This is a genomic window from Streptomyces sp. NPDC020192, assembly GCF_044388685.1.
GTDB lineage: Bacteria > Actinomycetota > Actinomycetes > Streptomycetales > Streptomycetaceae > Streptomyces.
This window is the reverse complement of record NZ_JBIRXG010000005.1, coordinates 39,555-54,285: the sequence shown is the minus strand read 5'-3', so window position 1 is coordinate 54,285 and position 14,731 is coordinate 39,555. Positions and strand designations below refer to the sequence as shown.

Sequence of the window (14,731 nt, the reverse complement as noted above, 5' to 3'; positions counted from 1 at the left end):
GCCGGCCATGCGTCACCCGCACCTCCCGCCCCCGCACCCGCCCTCACCCGAGCGGGCCGGTGAGCTGCGGGACAGGTTCGCCGAGGAGGCGCGGTCGGAGCGGCCGGATCTGTCGGCGTTGTGTCTGCTGATCGGGGCGAGCGCGGACGGGGAGCTGGACGAGGCGGGGATGGACGGGGCGCAGCTGGAGCTGGACCGGCTGGCGGGCGAGCTGCCGTACCGGCCGGGCGGCCCGCGGGCGTGGGCGGAGGCCGTACGACGGCTGCTGGGCGGGCGCTACGCGTTCCACGGGACGCCCAGCGACTACCAGCGGCTGGAGTCGTCCCTGCTGCACGAGGTGCTGCGGCGCCGGCGCGGGCTGCCGATCCTGCTGTCGGTGGTGTGGCTGGAGGTCGCCCGGCGGGCGGGCGCCCCGGTGTACGGGGTCGCGCTGCCGGGGCACTTCGTGGTGGGGTTCGGTACGGCCGAGGAGCAGGTGCTGGCCGATCCGTTCGACGGCGGGCGGGTGCTGACCGGGACCGACACGGAGCTGCTGGTGGTGGGGGCCACGGGGGCGCCGCTGGATCCCGCCATGCTGGAGCCCGCGCCGCCGCTGGAGGTCGTCCAGCGGATCCTGAACAACGTCCGGGCCTGGGCCACCGCCCGCCCCGAGCGGTCGGACGTGGCACTGTGGGCCGTGGAGCTGGCCCTGCTGGTGCCGTCGCATCCGGCGCGGTTGCGCTACGAGCGGGGTCAACTGCTCGTACAGCGCGGGGAGTTCGTCTCCGGTGCCGAGGAACTGGACGCCTACGCCGATCTGATCGAGGTCGTGGACGAGTCCTCCGCCCGCAAGATACGGCAACAGGCGCACACCGCAAGGGCGATGCTCAACTGACCCTTCAGAGCCAGCCCTTCTCCCGTGCCGTCCGCACCGCCTCCGCCCGGTTGCGTACCGCCAGTTTCTGGATGGCCGTGGAGAGGTAGTTGCGGACCGTGCCCTGGGAGAGGTGGAGGGCGGCGGCCAGCTCGGCGTTGGTCGCGCCGTCGGCCGCCGCGCGGAGCACCTCGCGTTCGCGTTCGGTGAGGGGGTTGGCGCCCTCGGCGAGCGCGGCGGCGGCGAGGGTGGGGTCGATGACCCGCTCGCCGGAGAGGACCTTGCGGATCGCCTCGGCGAGCTGGGCGGCCGGGGCGTCCTTGACGAGGAAGGCGTCGGCGCCCGCCTCCATGGCGCTGCGCAGATATCCGGGGCGGCCGAAGGTGGTGAGGACGACCAGCTTGACCCGCGGAAACTGCCGGTGCACCTGGGCGGCCGCCTCGATGCCGGTGCAGCCGGGCATCTCGATGTCGAGCAGGGCCACGTCCACGCCGTGCGCGCCGACGGCGGCGAGCACCTCGTCCCCGCGCGCGACCTGGGCGACGACCTCGATGTCGTCCTCCAGACCGAGCAGCGCGGCCAGCGCCTCGCGGACCATGGACTGGTCCTCGGCCAGCAGGACCTTGATCATGCTCGTCATGCCCCGGATCCTACGTCCCCCTCGGGGGCCGTGGGGACGCGGGCGACCAGCCGGAATCCGCGCTTGACGCGGCCCGCCTCCAGGGTGCCTCCGGCCTTCTCCAGCCGTTCCGTGAGCCCGGTCAGACCGTTGCCGGGGATGCTGCCGGCGCCGCCGGATCCGTTGTCCTCGACGCACAGTTCGAGGACCGGCCCGTCCAGGGTCTGGCGGTGCGTGAGCTGGACGAGACAGCGGTCGGCGCCGCTGTGCCGGACGATGTTGGTGACCGCCTCGCGCAGCGCCCAGGCGAGCACGGACTCGGCCTCCTCCGGGACTCCGGTGAGGTCGGGTTCGGCGGGCATCGTGGCGGTGACGCCGGCGGCGGTCAGGGCGACCTGGGTGCCCGCGAGTTCGGCGCCGAGCCGGGGGCGCCGGTACCCGGTGACGGCCTCGCGGACGTCGACCAGCGCCTGCCGGCTGACCTGCTCGATGTCGGCGACCTGCTGGGCCGCCTTCTCGGGATGGCCGGGCAGCATCCGGCCGGCCAGCTCGCTCTTCAGCGTGATCAGGGAGAGGGAGTGGCCGAGCAGGTCGTGCAGGTCACGGGCGAGGCGGAGGCGCTCCTCGTTGGCGGCGAGATGGGCGACGGTGGCCCGCGCCTTGCGCAACTCGATCGTCGTACGCACCAGTTGGCCCACGCCGACCATGGCGAACCCGATGAGCACGACCAGGAGCAGGGTGTCGTCCCACCCCGACTCGCCGTTGTGCCGTTCGACGAGGAACATCACCACGGCCGTCGCCGGGATCGCCCAGTACGCGGCCCGCAGCGGCAGGGTCGCCCCGCAGGCCACCGAGACGTAGACGAAGAGCCCGGTCCAGGCGTCGCCGAGGCTGTAGGTCAGCAGGGGCGCGAGGACGGCCTGCACCGCCAGCAGCGAGACGACGGCCGCCGGGCTGAAGGGCTTGCCCATGTTCCGGAAGACCAGCGTCAGGTAGGCGGCGATGAACGCGGTGAGCCCGAGCGTGCCGGCCACGGTGGCGCCCGTGGAGTGCCGGCCCGAGGCCAGGTCGTTGATCGGCGAGCTGAGGAAGACCAGCCAGACGCCGATCCACAGCGTCTTGACCATCACCTCGCGCCGGTTGCGGGGCCCCTGGCCGATCCGCACCTGCATCTCCGGGCGCTTCCCGTCGGCCCGCCGGTCTTCCGTCATGGTGCTCACGCCTTCAGCGTGTCCTTCCGGTACAGCCAGGCCGCGCCGCCCGCGAACAGGACGAAGTAGACGGCGAGGACGGCGATGTCCGTCGCGTGCGGGGCCTGGCTCTGCTCGATCGCCCGCCCGAGAGCAGCGTACGCGTGCGTGGGCAGCCACTTCGCGATGTCCTGGAGGATCTTCGGGAACGTGGTCGTCGGCATCCACAGGCCGCCGAGGATCGACAGACCGAAGTAGATGATCATCGTGATGGGGCGGACCGCGTCCCCGGAGGCGACGTAGCCGATGGCGACGCCGAGCGCGGCGAAGACGAGGCTGCCGGCCCAGATGATCCCGGTGAGGGCGAGCCACTGCCAGGCGTCCAGGCGTACGTGCTTGATCGCGGCGGCGGCCACGAACACCACGACGATCGACGGCAGGCTCACCACGGCGGCGCTGGCGGTCTTGGCGAGGACGTAGCCGCGCCCGGGTAGCGGGGTCAGCCGCAGCTGCCGCACCCAGCCGCTCTCGCGTTCCTTCGCGATGCGCTCGCTGTTGCCCATGAGCACGGCGGTCAGGGCGCCGAAGGAGGCCATCGACACCATCATGTACGTCGCGAGGGTCAGACCCGTGCCGTCGACCTTGGTGGTGCTGTCGGCGTTGCCCGCGATGATCAGGAAGAGGATCGCCGGGTAGCAGACGGAGAAGAACAGGAACTTCTTGTTGCGCAGCGCGCGGCTCAGCTCGAGCTTGATCAGGGCGTTCATGACTGCTTGGCCTCCTCGGCCTCCGTGATGGCGACGAAGGCCTGCTCCAGACCGAGACCGGCGACTTCGAGGTTGCGGGGGTAGACACCGAGGCCGTACAGGGCGTGGACGGTGGCGTCGGCGTCGGACGACTGGATGCGGACGGTCTGCCCGGAGACGTCGATCGAGGTCAGGAAGGGCAGGCCACGCAGGCCGGTGTGGTCGATCTCGCCCTCCAGGTCGAAGGCGATCCTGCGGGCCCCCGCCTTCGCCTTGATCTCGGCGGCGGTGCCGTCGGCGAGGAGCCGGCCGCGGTGCAGCACGAGGACCCGGTCGGCGATGGCGTCGGCCTCTTCGAGATAGTGCGTGGCGAAGAGGACGGTACGGCCCTGGTCGGCCTGCTCGCGCATGGTGGCCCAGAAGGCCTGGCGGGCGGTGACGTCCATGCCGGTGGTCGGCTCGTCCAGGATGATCAGGTCGCTGTCGCCGGCGGTGGCGAGGGCGAACCGGACACGCTGGGCCTGGCCGCCGGAGAGCTTGTTGACCTTGCGGTCGGCGATCTGCGCGATACCGGCGCGGGCCATCACATCGGCGGCCTTGTACGGCTTCGGGTGCAGCGAGCAGCCCAGCTTCACCAGTTCCTCGACGGTGACCTCGTCCATCAGCCCGCCGCTCTGCAGCATGGCGCCGACGCGCCCGGCGACGATGGCCTCGCGCGGGCTGGTGCCGAAGACGTTCACGGTGCCGCTGTCGGCGTTCTTCAGGCCCAGGAGCAGATCGAGGGTGGTGGACTTGCCGGCCCCGTTCGGGCCGAGGAGGGCGACGGTCTCGCCGGGGTGCAGCGTCAGCGAGAGCCCGTCGACGGCCCGGACGCTGCCGTAGGTCTTGGTCACCTGGTCGAAGCCGACCACCGGGGTGGTGGTGGCCGGTGCCGCAGTCGTTGTCATGTCCCCATGTTCGCCGAGCGGGCCGGTCGCCCGGCAGTGTCGGGGGTCCTGAGAGGCGGATGACAGATGTCATGCGGATGGGGTGACAGGGACGGCGAAGGGGGCGCCCTCGCCTTTCGGACGTGGACGCCCCCTTGTGCCGCGCGACTAACTGGGGTTGGTGGAGATGACCGCCACCCGGTTGGTCTTGCTGATCAGGGCCTGGCGCAGGGCGGCGTAGACGTCCTGCGGAGTGACCGGCGTCTTCTTGCCGTTGCCGCGGGTGATGAGGACGCCGTCGAAGGTCTTGCCGTACAGCTGCTGCAGGGCGGCCATGTCGGGATTGTCGACCAGCTTGCCGTTGACGGCCTTCACCCGGAGGAACTTCCAGAGCGACTTCTCCGGGCCCAGCAGAATCGAGTGCGCGGCGTTCGTCATCACAGTCACCTTGCCCGACATCGCCGGCTGCGCGAACTCCTTCATCTCGCGGTCGACCTCGGCGTTCGACACCGTCGGCTGCTGCGTCGTCGTCGGTACGGCGACCGGGGTGGCGTCACCCGTCTCCACCAGCTGGCGGTAGGCCTGTTCGACCGCGTTGGTCGCCTGGGCCGCGTCGATGCCCTGGCCCGCCTTGCCGTAGACGGCGACGGCCCTGCCCGCCTCGAACTTGATGGTGCCGTCGGTCGAGAGACCGGAGCCGCTGCCCGTCTGCTGGAGGGCGGCCTGGAGCTTCTCCTCGTCCACCGGCATGTCGGGCGCGATGACGCGCTTCTGGCCGAAGAGCGAGCCGACGACGTGGACCGGGTTGTAGTCGCTGGTCGCGGCCTTGCTCACGGTGGCCTGGAAGTTGAACTGGAGGCCCGCGTTCTCCGGGGTGAGGGTCAGCGTCCTGCCGCCGACGGTGAGCTTCAGCGGCTTGTTCACCCGGCCGCCGAAGGCGTCGTCGAGCTTCTTGACGGCGTCGTCACGGGTGCCGCCGCCGATGTCGACACCGAGCACCGTGGTGCCCTTGGGCACGTCGGTACGGTTCATCAGCAGCCCGGCGCCGTAGACACCGCCCGCGATGACGACCACGCCCACGCCCAGCAGCACCAGCTTGCTGCGGCCCTTCTTCTTCGGCTTGGCCTGCGCCTTGGGCGCGGCGGCCGGCGTCGGCTTGGGCGCCGTGGGCGCGGCCGGGCCGCCGGTGCCGGGGCCGCCGAACGGGGAGCCGCCGGCGCCCGGGACGACCGGGATGCCGCTGGTGACGGTGTGTCCGGAGACGTTGTCGACGGGGCGGTAGCCGGGCGTGCCCGGTTCGGGCGCCGGCTTCTGCGGGGTGAGGATCGCGGTGTCGTCGCTGAGCCCGCCGCCGGGCCCGAGGCCGGCGCCGCCGCCGACGGGCGCGCCGGGCACCGCCGGGCCCCCGAGGTCGGCCAGATCGGCGAGGGCGCTGCGGGGGGCCGAGGCGCCGGGGGCGCCGAAGGGTTCGCCGGCCGACGGCAGGAGGGTGCCGTCGCCGGTGACGGGGCCGCTGGTGGGGCCGGCCGGGCCGCCGAAGCCGTCCTGGCCGCCGCGGCCGTTCGGGCCGTTGAAGCCGCTGGCGCCGCCGTGCCCGTTGGCACCGCTCGCGCCCGGGCCGCCGTAACCGTTCTGCGCATTCGCACCGGCGGCGCCCGCGCCGCCGTAACCGCCCTGGCCGTTCGCGCCGGCCGCGCCCGTGCCGCCGAGTCCGTCCTGGCCGCCGTTCTCCGAGAAGTACGGCAGGTTGTCACGGCGCGGTTCGGAGGAACCGGACGTGCCGGACGCACCGGACTTGCCGGGGCCCAGCGGGCCCGCGTTGAGTGCCTCGGTGACGTCGAAGGAGCCGGTGCCGCCGCCGTGGCCGGGGGCGACGGGGCCGCCGGTGGCGCCGGGCAGGCCCCGGCCGTTCGTGGTACCGGAGCCGCCGGAGCGGGAGGCGCCGGGGACGCTCATGGAGCCGACCACACCGCCGGGACGGCCGCCGCCCGGGCGTGCGCCGGTGGTACCGGTCGTACCGGACGCACCCGGACCACCCGTACGGGCGCCCGGCACGCCGGTGGCGGCGCTGGAACCGCCCTGGGTCCCGGCACCGTTCGTGCCGCCGCCGCCCGGACCACCCTTGGGCGCCGAGGACTTGCGGGGCGCGAACCAGTCGCTGGTCTTCTCCTCGGCCTGGGCCGCGGGCTCGGCGGGCGCCTCGGCGGCGGCAGGGGCCGTCCGCTCGGGCGCGGGCCGCGTCTCGGCGGCGGGCGCGTCGTCCCCGGTGGGTCCGGTGGCCGCGGCGCCGTCGGACTCCCCGACGGGCTTGCGTACGACGACCGGCGGGATGGGCCGGGAGCCGGGGATGTTGATCCGGATCCGGGTCGTCAGCGTGGTCTCGGTCTTCTTCTCCTCCGCACGCGCGCCCGAACGGCCCGCGTCCGTACCGTCGTCGGTAGCCATGGGGGTTCCGTACGGCGGCGTGCCGGAGGGGTATGCGGCTCCGCCGCGCCCGTTGGGCCCGGTGGACGGAGTGTCAGTTTCACGACTCAAGGCATGTTCTCCCAGTTGGCTCCGCCGCCCGTCACGACCTCTGCTACGCGGGCGGCTCGGCGGCGCGCACCACCATACTGGCCACCTTTGGCGCTTATCCCATGACCGCCGAGGAAACCCACACCGGACTCGCACGTGCGCCGCATGGCGAAGTGGTACGTCACTTGCCAAGTCGGGCAGAGCCGCCACCGGGTTGCCGTCCCGCGCCAAGCGTGGCGCAGATCACAGCGAGGACCATGCCGCCCAGCAGGAAGAGATAGGAGGCTCCTCCGGCGGCGAACAGGAAGTCCCCTTCGGGCCGCGAGGTGGTGAGCAGGACGACGGCGATGATCCAGCCGGCCACCGGTGCCACGGCCCCGCCCCGGCCGCCGGTGGCGTACGCCCCGCCGAGGAACGTCCCGGCCGCACCGGCGAGGGCGAGCAGCAGCCCGCCGGGGAACCAGGCCGCCTGCACCAGGGTCCCGGCGAAGCCGACGATCGCGCCGAGCAGGAAAAGGCCGGCATAGGCGGCGACCCGCCCGGCGGAGGGCCGCTGCAACGGCTGGGCGAGCAGCGAGCCGGGGTGGTTGTCGCTCACGCCACGGCCTCCTCGATACCGGCGAACAGGTCGCTCTCCCCGGGCTCGGCGGCGCCGCGCACCAACTCGTAGTACTCGGTGGTGAACAGCGGCTGGGCCAGGTCGTTGGAGAGCGCGAAGTACGGCTCGGCCACGGCGATCTGGGTGACGTGGGCGCGCATCGCGTCGGCCTTGGCGGAGGCGTACGCGGCACCGTCGACGGCGGTGGTGACCCGATCATCATCCACGACACCCGGTACGTCGGCCACGGACCCGCTCTTGTCGAACGGCAGTACGGGCAGCTCGTCCTGGAGCCGCTCGAAGGCGGCCTCGGCGACGGAGCGCGGGACGCGGTTCCAGTAGACCTTGGTGACCCGGTGCCCGCGCTCGTCGGCCAGCTCGACGGCACGCATGGCGACGCGGTGGGCCTGGATGTGGTCCGGGTGGCCGTATCCGCCGTTGTCGTCGTACGTCACGAGGACCTGAGGCCGGACGTCGAGGATCACGTCGGCGAGCTGCCCGGCGGCCTCATCGACATCGGCCTGCCAGAAGCACCCGGGGTCCTCGTTGTCCGGAATGCCCATCATCCCGGAGTCCCCGTACCGCCCCGCGCCACCGAGCAGCCGGGCGTCACTCACACCGAGTGCCCGCACGGCCTCGGCCAGCTCAGCACGCCGGTGCATGCCCAGCGCGGCACCCGTCAGATGCCGCAGCTCGGGCGGGATGACCTCGCCGTGCTCCCCGAGGGTGCAGGTGACCAGGGTCACATGCACACCCTCGGCCGCGTACCTGGCCATGGTCGCGCCGTTGTTGATCGACTCGTCGTCCGGGTGCGCGTGCACGAGCAGAAGACGCTTGGCGGGCAGTTCCGTCATGGGAACACCCTACGAGGCGGCAGCCGCCTCGGTCGCCTTACGGCCGGTAGCGTCCTGGTGACGCCGGGGCTCTCAGGCGCCGGCATCACCGGAACCCGCAGGACCGGGCTCCGGTGATGGCAGGCGGAGTTCCGCCCAGACCGTCTTGCGCGGGAACCGGCCCTCGGCAACGTCCCAGCGGTCCGCCAGCGCGTCCACGAGCAGCAGGCCACGACCGGACTCGGCATGCGCGTCCGGCACGTGGAGCGCGGGCAGACGGTCACCGCGCGTGTCGGTGACCTCGATGCGCAGGACGCGGCCGACCACGTACAGCGTGAGACGGAAGCTCCGGCCCGGCAGGCGGCCGTGGGTCGCCGCGTTGGCCGCCAGCTCGGCCACGATGTGCGACGCAGGGTCCGCCGGGAGGCCCCACTCCCGGAGCTGGTCGGCCGCGAGCAGCCTGGCCAGACGGGCACCGCGCGGGGTGGAGGACAGCAGGACCGTGAAGTTGGGGATGCCGCCTTCGAGTTGGGCCCGGGGCTCGGCGATTTTCTGATTCACGTCACTCAGAGTGGCCGCCGCCCTCTACCGTGATGCGTGACTACACCGTTGCGTACGGTGACTGTCCGGCGGCTGTCCGGTGGGTCCGGGGCTGTCGGGAGAACGGAGGGGTGCGCGCTGATGACGGTCGATGCGGATGCGGGACAGCTCAAGGATGAGACCGACGAGCCGGGCTGGGAGGTGGACCCGGACGACGAGTGGGGCATCGCGGTCATCGCCACCGTCGGACGCCAGCTGAAGCTGCGGCGCGAGGCGGCGGGGCTGAAGGCCGGCGACTTCGGCAAGGCCATCGGCTACGGCGAGGACCTGGTCTACAAGGTCGAGGGCGGGAAGCGGATCCCCCAGCCCGGGTATCTGGACAACGCCGACAGGGTGCTGAAGGCGGGTGGGCTGGTCTCTGCGATGAAGAAGGACGTGGCCAAGGTCCGGTACCCGAAGAAGGTGCGGGACCTGGCGGAGCTGGAAGCCAAGGCGGTCGAGATCGCTCTGTACGAGAGCCACACCATCGCTGGGTTGTTGCAGACACGAGAGCACGCACGAGCGGTGATCGGAGCAGCGCAGCCGCCGTACTCGCCGGACGACGTGGAACGCATGGTGTCTGCTCGTCTGGCTCGGCAGTCGATCTTCGCACGCTCACCCGCTCCAGCGCTCAGCTTCGTCCTGGAAGAGGGGGTCCTGCGGCGTCCCATCGGGGGCACAATGGTCTGGCGTCAGCAGCTCGAACGTCTGTTGGAAGTAGGGCGGTTGCACAACGTCGTGCTTCAGGTGATGCCGATGAACTGCGACACCCACTCCGGTCTTGACGGTCGGATCGAGCTACTGAAGTTCGCGGACGGCACGGCCGTGGGTCGCTCCGATGGCGCGTTCAACGGTCGGCCGATCCATGAACCCAAAGACCTGCGCATCCTTGAGCTGCGGTATGGCACGATCCGGGCTCAGGCACTCTCTCCACGGGAGTCGCTGGCCTTCATCGAGCAACTGCTGGGAGAAGAGAAATGACCACCCGCACGCTGACGTGGTTCAAGAGCAGCTACAGCGGCGGCAACGACGGCAACTCCTGCGTCGAGATCGCGATAGCGCCCCGCACCATCCACGTCCGCGACTCCAAGAACTCCACCGGCCCCCAGCTGGCCCTCGCGCCGGAGGCCTGGGCGGACTTCGTTGCCGGCGTTCGTAAGTGACCCTCGGGTCGGCTGCGACGGCCCGGCGTGCATGACGCCGGCTGGCCGCCGCAGCCGCCCTCAGAACTTGATGCTGCCGATCATGCTCGCGACGTTCGTCGTCAGCTGGCTGATCGTGGGGGCGATGGTCGAGGAGGCGAGATAGAAGCCGAGCAGGATGCAGACGACCGCGTGGCCGCCTTTCAGTCCTGACTTCTTGATCAGCAGGAAGACGATGATCGCCAGCAGCACCACCGCCGAAATCGAGAGTGCCACGGCGGCTCACCTCCAAAGATCGCCAGATCCGGATCAGTTGACCAAGTCCACGCAGACGCCAGCAGGTTCATACCCACACAGCGGTAGTGATCATAACTATCCGTACTCGCGCATCGCTCGGCGCACGGCCGCACAAGGGGGCGCATGGCCAATATGGTCGGGGTATGACGACCGAGGCTGACTCCTTTCCCCGACGGCACGCCCGGACACAGCGGTTCACGCTCGGCGCGCCGCGTTCGTTCACCGTGGCGCCCGACGGTTCGCGTGTCGCGTTCCTTCGCTCCGGCTCCGGCGGCGACCGGGCCAACTCCCTGTGGATCATGGACCTTCCGGACGGCACCGAGCGCCCGGCCGCCGATCCGCGCACACTGCTCGGCGGCGCCTCCGAGGAGCTCTCCGCCGAGGAGCGGGCGCGCCGCGAACGCAGTCGCGAGGGCGGTGCCGGGATCGTCGGCTACGCCACCGACACGGCCGTCGAGTTGGCGTCTTTCGCCTTGTCAGGGCGGCTTTTCACGGCCGAGCTGCGGGCCGGGACGACGCGTGAACTCCGCGTTCCGGGGCCGGTGATCGACCCTCGTCCGGCCCCCGACGGGGGGCATGTCGCGTACGTCGCTCAGGGCGCGCTCAGGGTCGTAGGAGCCGACGGGGAGGGGGACCGGGCGCTCACCGAACCGGAGTCGGAAGGCGTCACGTACGGGCTCGCGGAGTTCGTCGCGGCCGAGGAGATGGGTCGTTCGCGGGGCTTCTGGTGGGCTCCGGACGGGCGTCGGCTGCTCGTGGCGCGCGTGGACGACACGCCGGTGAAGCGGTGGTGGATCTCGGATCCGGCCCATCCGGAGCGTGAGCCGGTTCACGTCGCCTACCCCGCCGCCGGCACCCCGAACGCGGACGTACGTCTGTTCGTGATCGGTCTCGACGGGGAGCGCGAGGAGGTCGCCTGGGACCGGGGCCGCTACCCGTATCTGGCGCATGTGCACTGGTCAGCGGCGGGTGCGCCGCTGCTGCTGGTGCAGGCGCGGGACCAGCGCAGCCAGCTGTTCCTCGCGGTGGATCCGGACACCGGGGCCACCCGGATGATGCACGCCGATGAAGATCCGATTTGGCTTGAACTTTTCGCTGGGGTGCCCTGCTGGAGCCCCTCCGGACAGCTTGTCCGCATCGCGGACGAGGGCGGGGCGCGGGTCCTGACGGTCGGGGAACGGCCGCTGACCAGCGGCCAGTTGCACATTCGGGCGGTGCTGGACGTGGGTGCGAGCGATGTACTGGTTTCCGCCTCCGCGGGCGAGCAGGCGGAGGCCGCCGAAATTGGCGAAGTTCATGTGTATCGCGTGAACGAACTGGGCGTGGAGCGTGTGTCCCAGGAGCCCGGCGTGCACACGGCGGTCCGGGCGGGGGACGTGACCGTGCTCGTGTCCGCGGCCCTGGACCGGCCGGGGGCCCGGGTGCAGGTGCTGCATGACGGAAAAACGGCGGCGACTGTCCGGTCGTACGCCGAAGATCCTGGTCTGTCCCCCCGGGTGACCCTGGTCGAGGGGGGCGCACGCCGAATTCCGTGCGCCGTGCTTATGCCACAGGACTACCACGGAGACACTCCCCTGCCGGTTTTGCTGGACCCCTACGGTGGTCCGCACGGCCAGCGGGTGGTCGCCGCGCACAACCCCCATCTCACCTCGCAGTGGTTCGCCGACCAGGGCTTCGCGGTGATCGTCGCCGACGGCCGGGGCACCCCGGGGCGCTCGCCGGCCTGGGAGAAGTCCATCCGGGACGAGGTCGCGGCCACCGTGCTGGAGGACCAGGTGGCCGCGCTGCACGCGCTCGCCGAGCGGTTCCCGCTGGACCTGGACCGGGTGGCCATCCGGGGCTGGTCCTTCGGCGGCTACCTCGCGGCACTCGCCGTGCTGCGACGCCCGGACGTCTTCCACGCGGCGGTCGTCGGGGCGCCGGTCACGGACCTGCGCCTGTACGACACCCACTACCAGGAGCGCTACCTCGGCGACCCGGGCGAGCACCCCGAGATCTACCGCCGTAACTCCGTCGTGGACGACGCGGGTCTCGTCGACCCGGCCGAGCCGCACCGCCCGATGATGATCATCCATGGCCTGGCCGACGACAACGTGGTGGTCGCCCACTCCCTCCGGCTCTCCTCCGCCCTGCTGGCCGCCGGCCGCCCGCACGAGATGCTCCCGCTGTCCGGGGTGACGCACATGACCCCGCAGGAGACGGTCGCCGAGAACCTGCTCCGGCTCCAGCTGGACTTCCTCAAGCGGTCGCTGCGCCTGCCATAGCCCCGCAAACACCTATCAAATGCGTTAACACGCAGGCAACTTCACGGAAGCGGTACCGATATACGGACGGGAGAGTCTGAACAGCGTACGGCCGTGCGGGTGCCGTAAGCGGGCCGGGATCCATGTCATCCCGGCCCGCTGCCGTTCTCCTCGGCGGCACCGCCCGCCGGGACGACCCGCAGCTCCTCGGCGAAGTGGCAGGCCGAGTCGTGCGCGGCCGGACCGCCGGTGTCCCGGAAGACGGCGGGGACGGCGAGGGCCGGGACCTCCACGACGCACCGCTCCTGGGCCTTCCAGCAGCGGGTGCGGAAGCGGCAGCCGGAGGGGATGTTCGTCGGGGACGGCACGTCTCCGGTGAGGATGATCCGCTCGCGCCGGTCACGGGCCTCGGGGTCCGGCACCGGGACCGCCGAGAGCAGCGCCTGGGTGTAGGGGTGCGTGGGATGGTCGTAGATCTCTTCTTCCCGCCCGGTCTCCATGATCCGGCCCAGGTACATGACCCCGACCCGGTCGGAGATGTGCCGGACGATCGACAGGTCGTGGGCGATGAAGACGTAGGAGAGGTCGAACTCGGACTGGAGCCGGTCCAGGAGGTTGATCACCTGGGCCTGGACGGAGACGTCCAGCGCGGACACCGGCTCGTCGGCGACGATGATCTCCGGGCGCAGGGCCAGCCCCCGTGCGATGCCGATGCGCTGGCGCTGGCCGCCGGAGAACTGGTGCGGATAGCGGTTGACGTACTCCGGGTTGAGACCGACCACGTCCAGCAGCTCCTGCACCGCGCGGCGCCGGTCGCCCCTGGGGGCCGCCTCGGGGTGGATGTCGTACGGCTCCCCCACGATGTCGCCGACCGTCATCCGGGGGTTGAGGGAGGTGTACGGGTCCTGGAAGACCATCTGGATGTTGCGGCGTACGGCCTTCAGCGCCCGGCCGGACAGCCTGGTGATGTCCTCGCCCTTGAACCGGATCGACCCGGCGGTCGGGCGCTCCAGGTTGCAGAGCAGCTTGGCGACGGTCGACTTGCCGCAGCCCGACTCGCCCACGATGCCGAGGGTCTCCCCCTTGCCGAGGACGAAGTCGACGCCGTCGACGGCCTTCACGGCGCCGATCTGCTTCTTGAAGAAGATGCCCCGGGTGAGCGGGTAGTGCTTGACGAGCCCGGCGACCTCCAGGATCGGCTCACTGCTCGGGGCCATGCAGGCACTCCCTCCAGAAGTGGCAGGCGCTGCTGCGTACGTCGGACACCTCGTACGGCGGCGGTACGTCCGTACGGCAGACGTCCTGGGCCATCGGACAGCGGGGGTGGAAGGCGCAGCCGGGCGGGATGTTCATCAGGTTCGGCGGCAGGCCCTTGATGGCGTACAGCTCCTGGCCCTTCTGGTCGAGGCGCGGGATGGAGTCCAGCAGGCCCCGGGTGTAGGGGTGGGCGGGGGCCTTGTAGATGTCGTGCACGGGGGCGGACTCGACGATCCGCCCCGCGTACATCACGGCGATCCGGTCGGCGACGTCGGCGACGACCCCGAGATCATGGGTGATGAGGATCAGCCCCATGCGGTACTCGCGCTGCAGCTCCGCGAGCAGGTCCATGACCTGGGCCTGCACGGTGACGTCGAGGGCGGTGGTGGGTTCGTCGGCGATGACGAGGGCCGGCTCCAGGGCCAGTGCCATGGCGATCATGATGCGCTGGCGCATGCCGCCGGAGAACTGGTGGGGATAGTCCCGGACCCGCTGGGCGGCACCGGGGATCCGCACGCGTTCCATCAGCTCGACGGCCTTGCCCCGGGCGTCCTTCTTCGACATCCCCCGGTGCACGACGAACATCTCGCCGAGCTGGTCCCCCACGGTGATGACGGGATTGAGGGCCGACAGGGCGTCCTGGAAGATCATGGCCATCCCGGCGCCCCGGATCTTCCGCCGCTCCTCCTCCCTGAGCTTCAGCAGATCCCGCCCCTGGAAGAGGATCTGTCCGCCGCTGATCCTCCCGGGCGGCATGTCGAGGATCCCCATGACAGCCTGAGCGGTCACCGACTTCCCCGACCCGGACTCCCCGAGCACGGCCAGCGTCTCCCCCGCGTCCACGGCGTACGACACCCCGTTGACCGCGTGCGCGACTCCGTCCCGGGTCCGGAACTCCACCCGCAGATCCCGCACTTCGAGCAGCACGACACCC

At 71.3% G+C, this 14,731-nt stretch carries 15 protein-coding genes; 4 read left to right on the top strand and 11 right to left on the bottom strand.

The window, feature by feature from the left end:
* Nucleotides 1–7 precede the first annotated feature (7 nt).
* The gene (locus ACH47Z_RS12040; RefSeq protein WP_399073094.1) at nucleotides 8–874 is read left to right on the top strand and encodes a tetratricopeptide repeat protein; all 867 of its coding nucleotides are present in this window, start codon (nucleotides 8–10) and stop codon (nucleotides 872–874) included.
* A 4-nt stretch (nucleotides 875–878) separates the two neighbouring features.
* On the opposite strand, the gene ACH47Z_RS12035 is transcribed toward ACH47Z_RS12040, so the two are convergent.
* The 8 genes from ACH47Z_RS12035 to ACH47Z_RS12000 form a co-directional block, all read right to left on the bottom strand.
* Nucleotides 879–1,493 (bottom strand): response regulator, encoded by a 615-nt coding sequence (locus ACH47Z_RS12035; RefSeq protein ID WP_399073093.1) that lies wholly within the window; start codon nucleotides 1,491–1,493, stop codon nucleotides 879–881.
* Nucleotides 1,490–2,683, bottom strand: coding sequence for a sensor histidine kinase (locus ACH47Z_RS12030; RefSeq protein WP_399073403.1), 1,194 nt, complete (start codon nucleotides 2,681–2,683; stop codon nucleotides 1,490–1,492). The genes ACH47Z_RS12035 and ACH47Z_RS12030 overlap by 4 nt, the downstream gene beginning before the upstream one ends.
* A 5-nt stretch (nucleotides 2,684–2,688) precedes the next feature.
* Nucleotides 2,689–3,429, bottom strand: a complete 741-nt coding sequence (locus ACH47Z_RS12025; protein WP_399073092.1) for an ABC transporter permease — start codon at nucleotides 3,427–3,429, stop codon at nucleotides 2,689–2,691.
* Complete coding sequence (locus ACH47Z_RS12020; protein WP_399073091.1) at nucleotides 3,426–4,355, bottom strand: ABC transporter ATP-binding protein; 930 nt, start codon at nucleotides 4,353–4,355, stop codon at nucleotides 3,426–3,428. The genes ACH47Z_RS12025 and ACH47Z_RS12020 overlap by 4 nt, the downstream gene beginning before the upstream one ends.
* A gap of 147 nt (nucleotides 4,356–4,502) precedes the next feature.
* Nucleotides 4,503–6,869: a hypothetical protein gene (locus tag ACH47Z_RS12015; protein WP_399073090.1), complete on the bottom strand. Its 2,367-nt coding sequence runs from the start codon at nucleotides 6,867–6,869 to the stop codon at nucleotides 4,503–4,505.
* 160 nt (nucleotides 6,870–7,029) lie between these two features.
* On the bottom strand, nucleotides 7,030–7,446 hold the full coding sequence (locus ACH47Z_RS12010; RefSeq protein ID WP_399073089.1) for a DUF6113 family protein: 417 nt from the start codon (nucleotides 7,444–7,446) through the stop codon (nucleotides 7,030–7,032).
* Entirely contained in the window at nucleotides 7,443–8,300 is an 858-nt protein-coding gene (mshB, locus tag ACH47Z_RS12005) for an N-acetyl-1-D-myo-inositol-2-amino-2-deoxy-alpha-D-glucopyranoside deacetylase (RefSeq protein ID WP_399073088.1), read from the bottom strand. The genes ACH47Z_RS12010 and mshB overlap by 4 nt, the downstream gene beginning before the upstream one ends.
* A gap of 72 nt (nucleotides 8,301–8,372) precedes the next feature.
* Nucleotides 8,373–8,840, bottom strand: a complete 468-nt coding sequence (locus tag ACH47Z_RS12000) for an ATP-binding protein (RefSeq protein ID WP_399073087.1) — start codon at nucleotides 8,838–8,840, stop codon at nucleotides 8,373–8,375.
* Between the two features lie 120 nt (nucleotides 8,841–8,960).
* Here ACH47Z_RS12000 and ACH47Z_RS11995 point away from each other — a divergent pair, with 120 nt between their 5' ends.
* Both ACH47Z_RS11995 and ACH47Z_RS11990 read left to right on the top strand, forming a co-directional pair.
* Nucleotides 8,961–9,839: a helix-turn-helix domain-containing protein gene (locus tag ACH47Z_RS11995; protein WP_399073086.1), complete on the top strand. Its 879-nt coding sequence runs from the start codon at nucleotides 8,961–8,963 to the stop codon at nucleotides 9,837–9,839.
* On the top strand, nucleotides 9,836–10,021 hold the full coding sequence (locus ACH47Z_RS11990; RefSeq protein ID WP_399073085.1) for a DUF397 domain-containing protein: 186 nt from the start codon (nucleotides 9,836–9,838) through the stop codon (nucleotides 10,019–10,021). Before ACH47Z_RS11995 ends, ACH47Z_RS11990 begins: the two co-directional genes overlap by 4 nt.
* A 60-nt stretch (nucleotides 10,022–10,081) precedes the next feature.
* On the opposite strand, the gene ACH47Z_RS11985 is transcribed toward ACH47Z_RS11990, so the two are convergent.
* The gene (locus ACH47Z_RS11985) at nucleotides 10,082–10,276 is read right to left on the bottom strand and encodes a hypothetical protein (RefSeq protein ID WP_270081818.1); all 195 of its coding nucleotides are present in this window, start codon (nucleotides 10,274–10,276) and stop codon (nucleotides 10,082–10,084) included.
* Between the two features lie 164 nt (nucleotides 10,277–10,440).
* On the opposite strand from ACH47Z_RS11985, the gene ACH47Z_RS11980 reads away from it, so the two are divergent.
* Entirely contained in the window at nucleotides 10,441–12,561 is a 2,121-nt protein-coding gene (locus ACH47Z_RS11980) for a prolyl oligopeptidase family serine peptidase (RefSeq protein WP_399073084.1), read from the top strand.
* 125 nt (nucleotides 12,562–12,686) lie between these two features.
* Here ACH47Z_RS11980 and ACH47Z_RS11975 read toward each other — a convergent pair whose 3' ends face one another.
* Nucleotides 12,687–13,757, bottom strand: a complete 1,071-nt coding sequence (locus ACH47Z_RS11975) for an ABC transporter ATP-binding protein (protein ID WP_399073082.1) — start codon at nucleotides 13,755–13,757, stop codon at nucleotides 12,687–12,689.
* The gene (locus ACH47Z_RS11970; protein ID WP_399073081.1) at nucleotides 13,741–14,724 is read right to left on the bottom strand and encodes an ABC transporter ATP-binding protein; all 984 of its coding nucleotides are present in this window, start codon (nucleotides 14,722–14,724) and stop codon (nucleotides 13,741–13,743) included. Before ACH47Z_RS11970 ends, ACH47Z_RS11975 begins: the two co-directional genes overlap by 17 nt.
* Between the last annotated feature and the right edge of the window lie 7 nt (nucleotides 14,725–14,731).

What these genes read in the sequence shown, in the direction of transcription:
- ACH47Z_RS12040 (WP_399073094.1), top strand. Translation starts at nt 8, where the DNA reads ATGCGTCACCCGCACCTCCCGCCCCCGCACCCGCCCTCACCCGAGCGG.
- ACH47Z_RS12035 (WP_399073093.1), bottom strand. Translation starts at nt 1,493, where the DNA reads ATGACGAGCATGATCAAGGTCCTGCTGGCCGAGGACCAGTCCATGGTC.
- ACH47Z_RS12030 (WP_399073403.1), bottom strand. Translation starts at nt 2,683, where the DNA reads ATGACGGAAGACCGGCGGGCCGACGGGAAGCGCCCGGAGATGCAGGTG.
- ACH47Z_RS12025 (WP_399073092.1), bottom strand. Translation starts at nt 3,429, where the DNA reads ATGAACGCCCTGATCAAGCTCGAGCTGAGCCGCGCGCTGCGCAACAAG.
- ACH47Z_RS12020 (WP_399073091.1), bottom strand. Translation starts at nt 4,355, where the DNA reads ATGACAACGACTGCGGCACCGGCCACCACCACCCCGGTGGTCGGCTTC.
- mshB (WP_399073088.1), bottom strand. Translation starts at nt 8,300, where the DNA reads ATGACGGAACTGCCCGCCAAGCGTCTTCTGCTCGTGCACGCGCACCCG.
- ACH47Z_RS11995 (WP_399073086.1), top strand. Translation starts at nt 8,961, where the DNA reads ATGACGGTCGATGCGGATGCGGGACAGCTCAAGGATGAGACCGACGAG.
- ACH47Z_RS11990 (WP_399073085.1), top strand. Translation starts at nt 9,836, where the DNA reads ATGACCACCCGCACGCTGACGTGGTTCAAGAGCAGCTACAGCGGCGGC.
- ACH47Z_RS11980 (WP_399073084.1), top strand. Translation starts at nt 10,441, where the DNA reads ATGACGACCGAGGCTGACTCCTTTCCCCGACGGCACGCCCGGACACAG.
- ACH47Z_RS11975 (WP_399073082.1), bottom strand. Translation starts at nt 13,757, where the DNA reads ATGGCCCCGAGCAGTGAGCCGATCCTGGAGGTCGCCGGGCTCGTCAAG.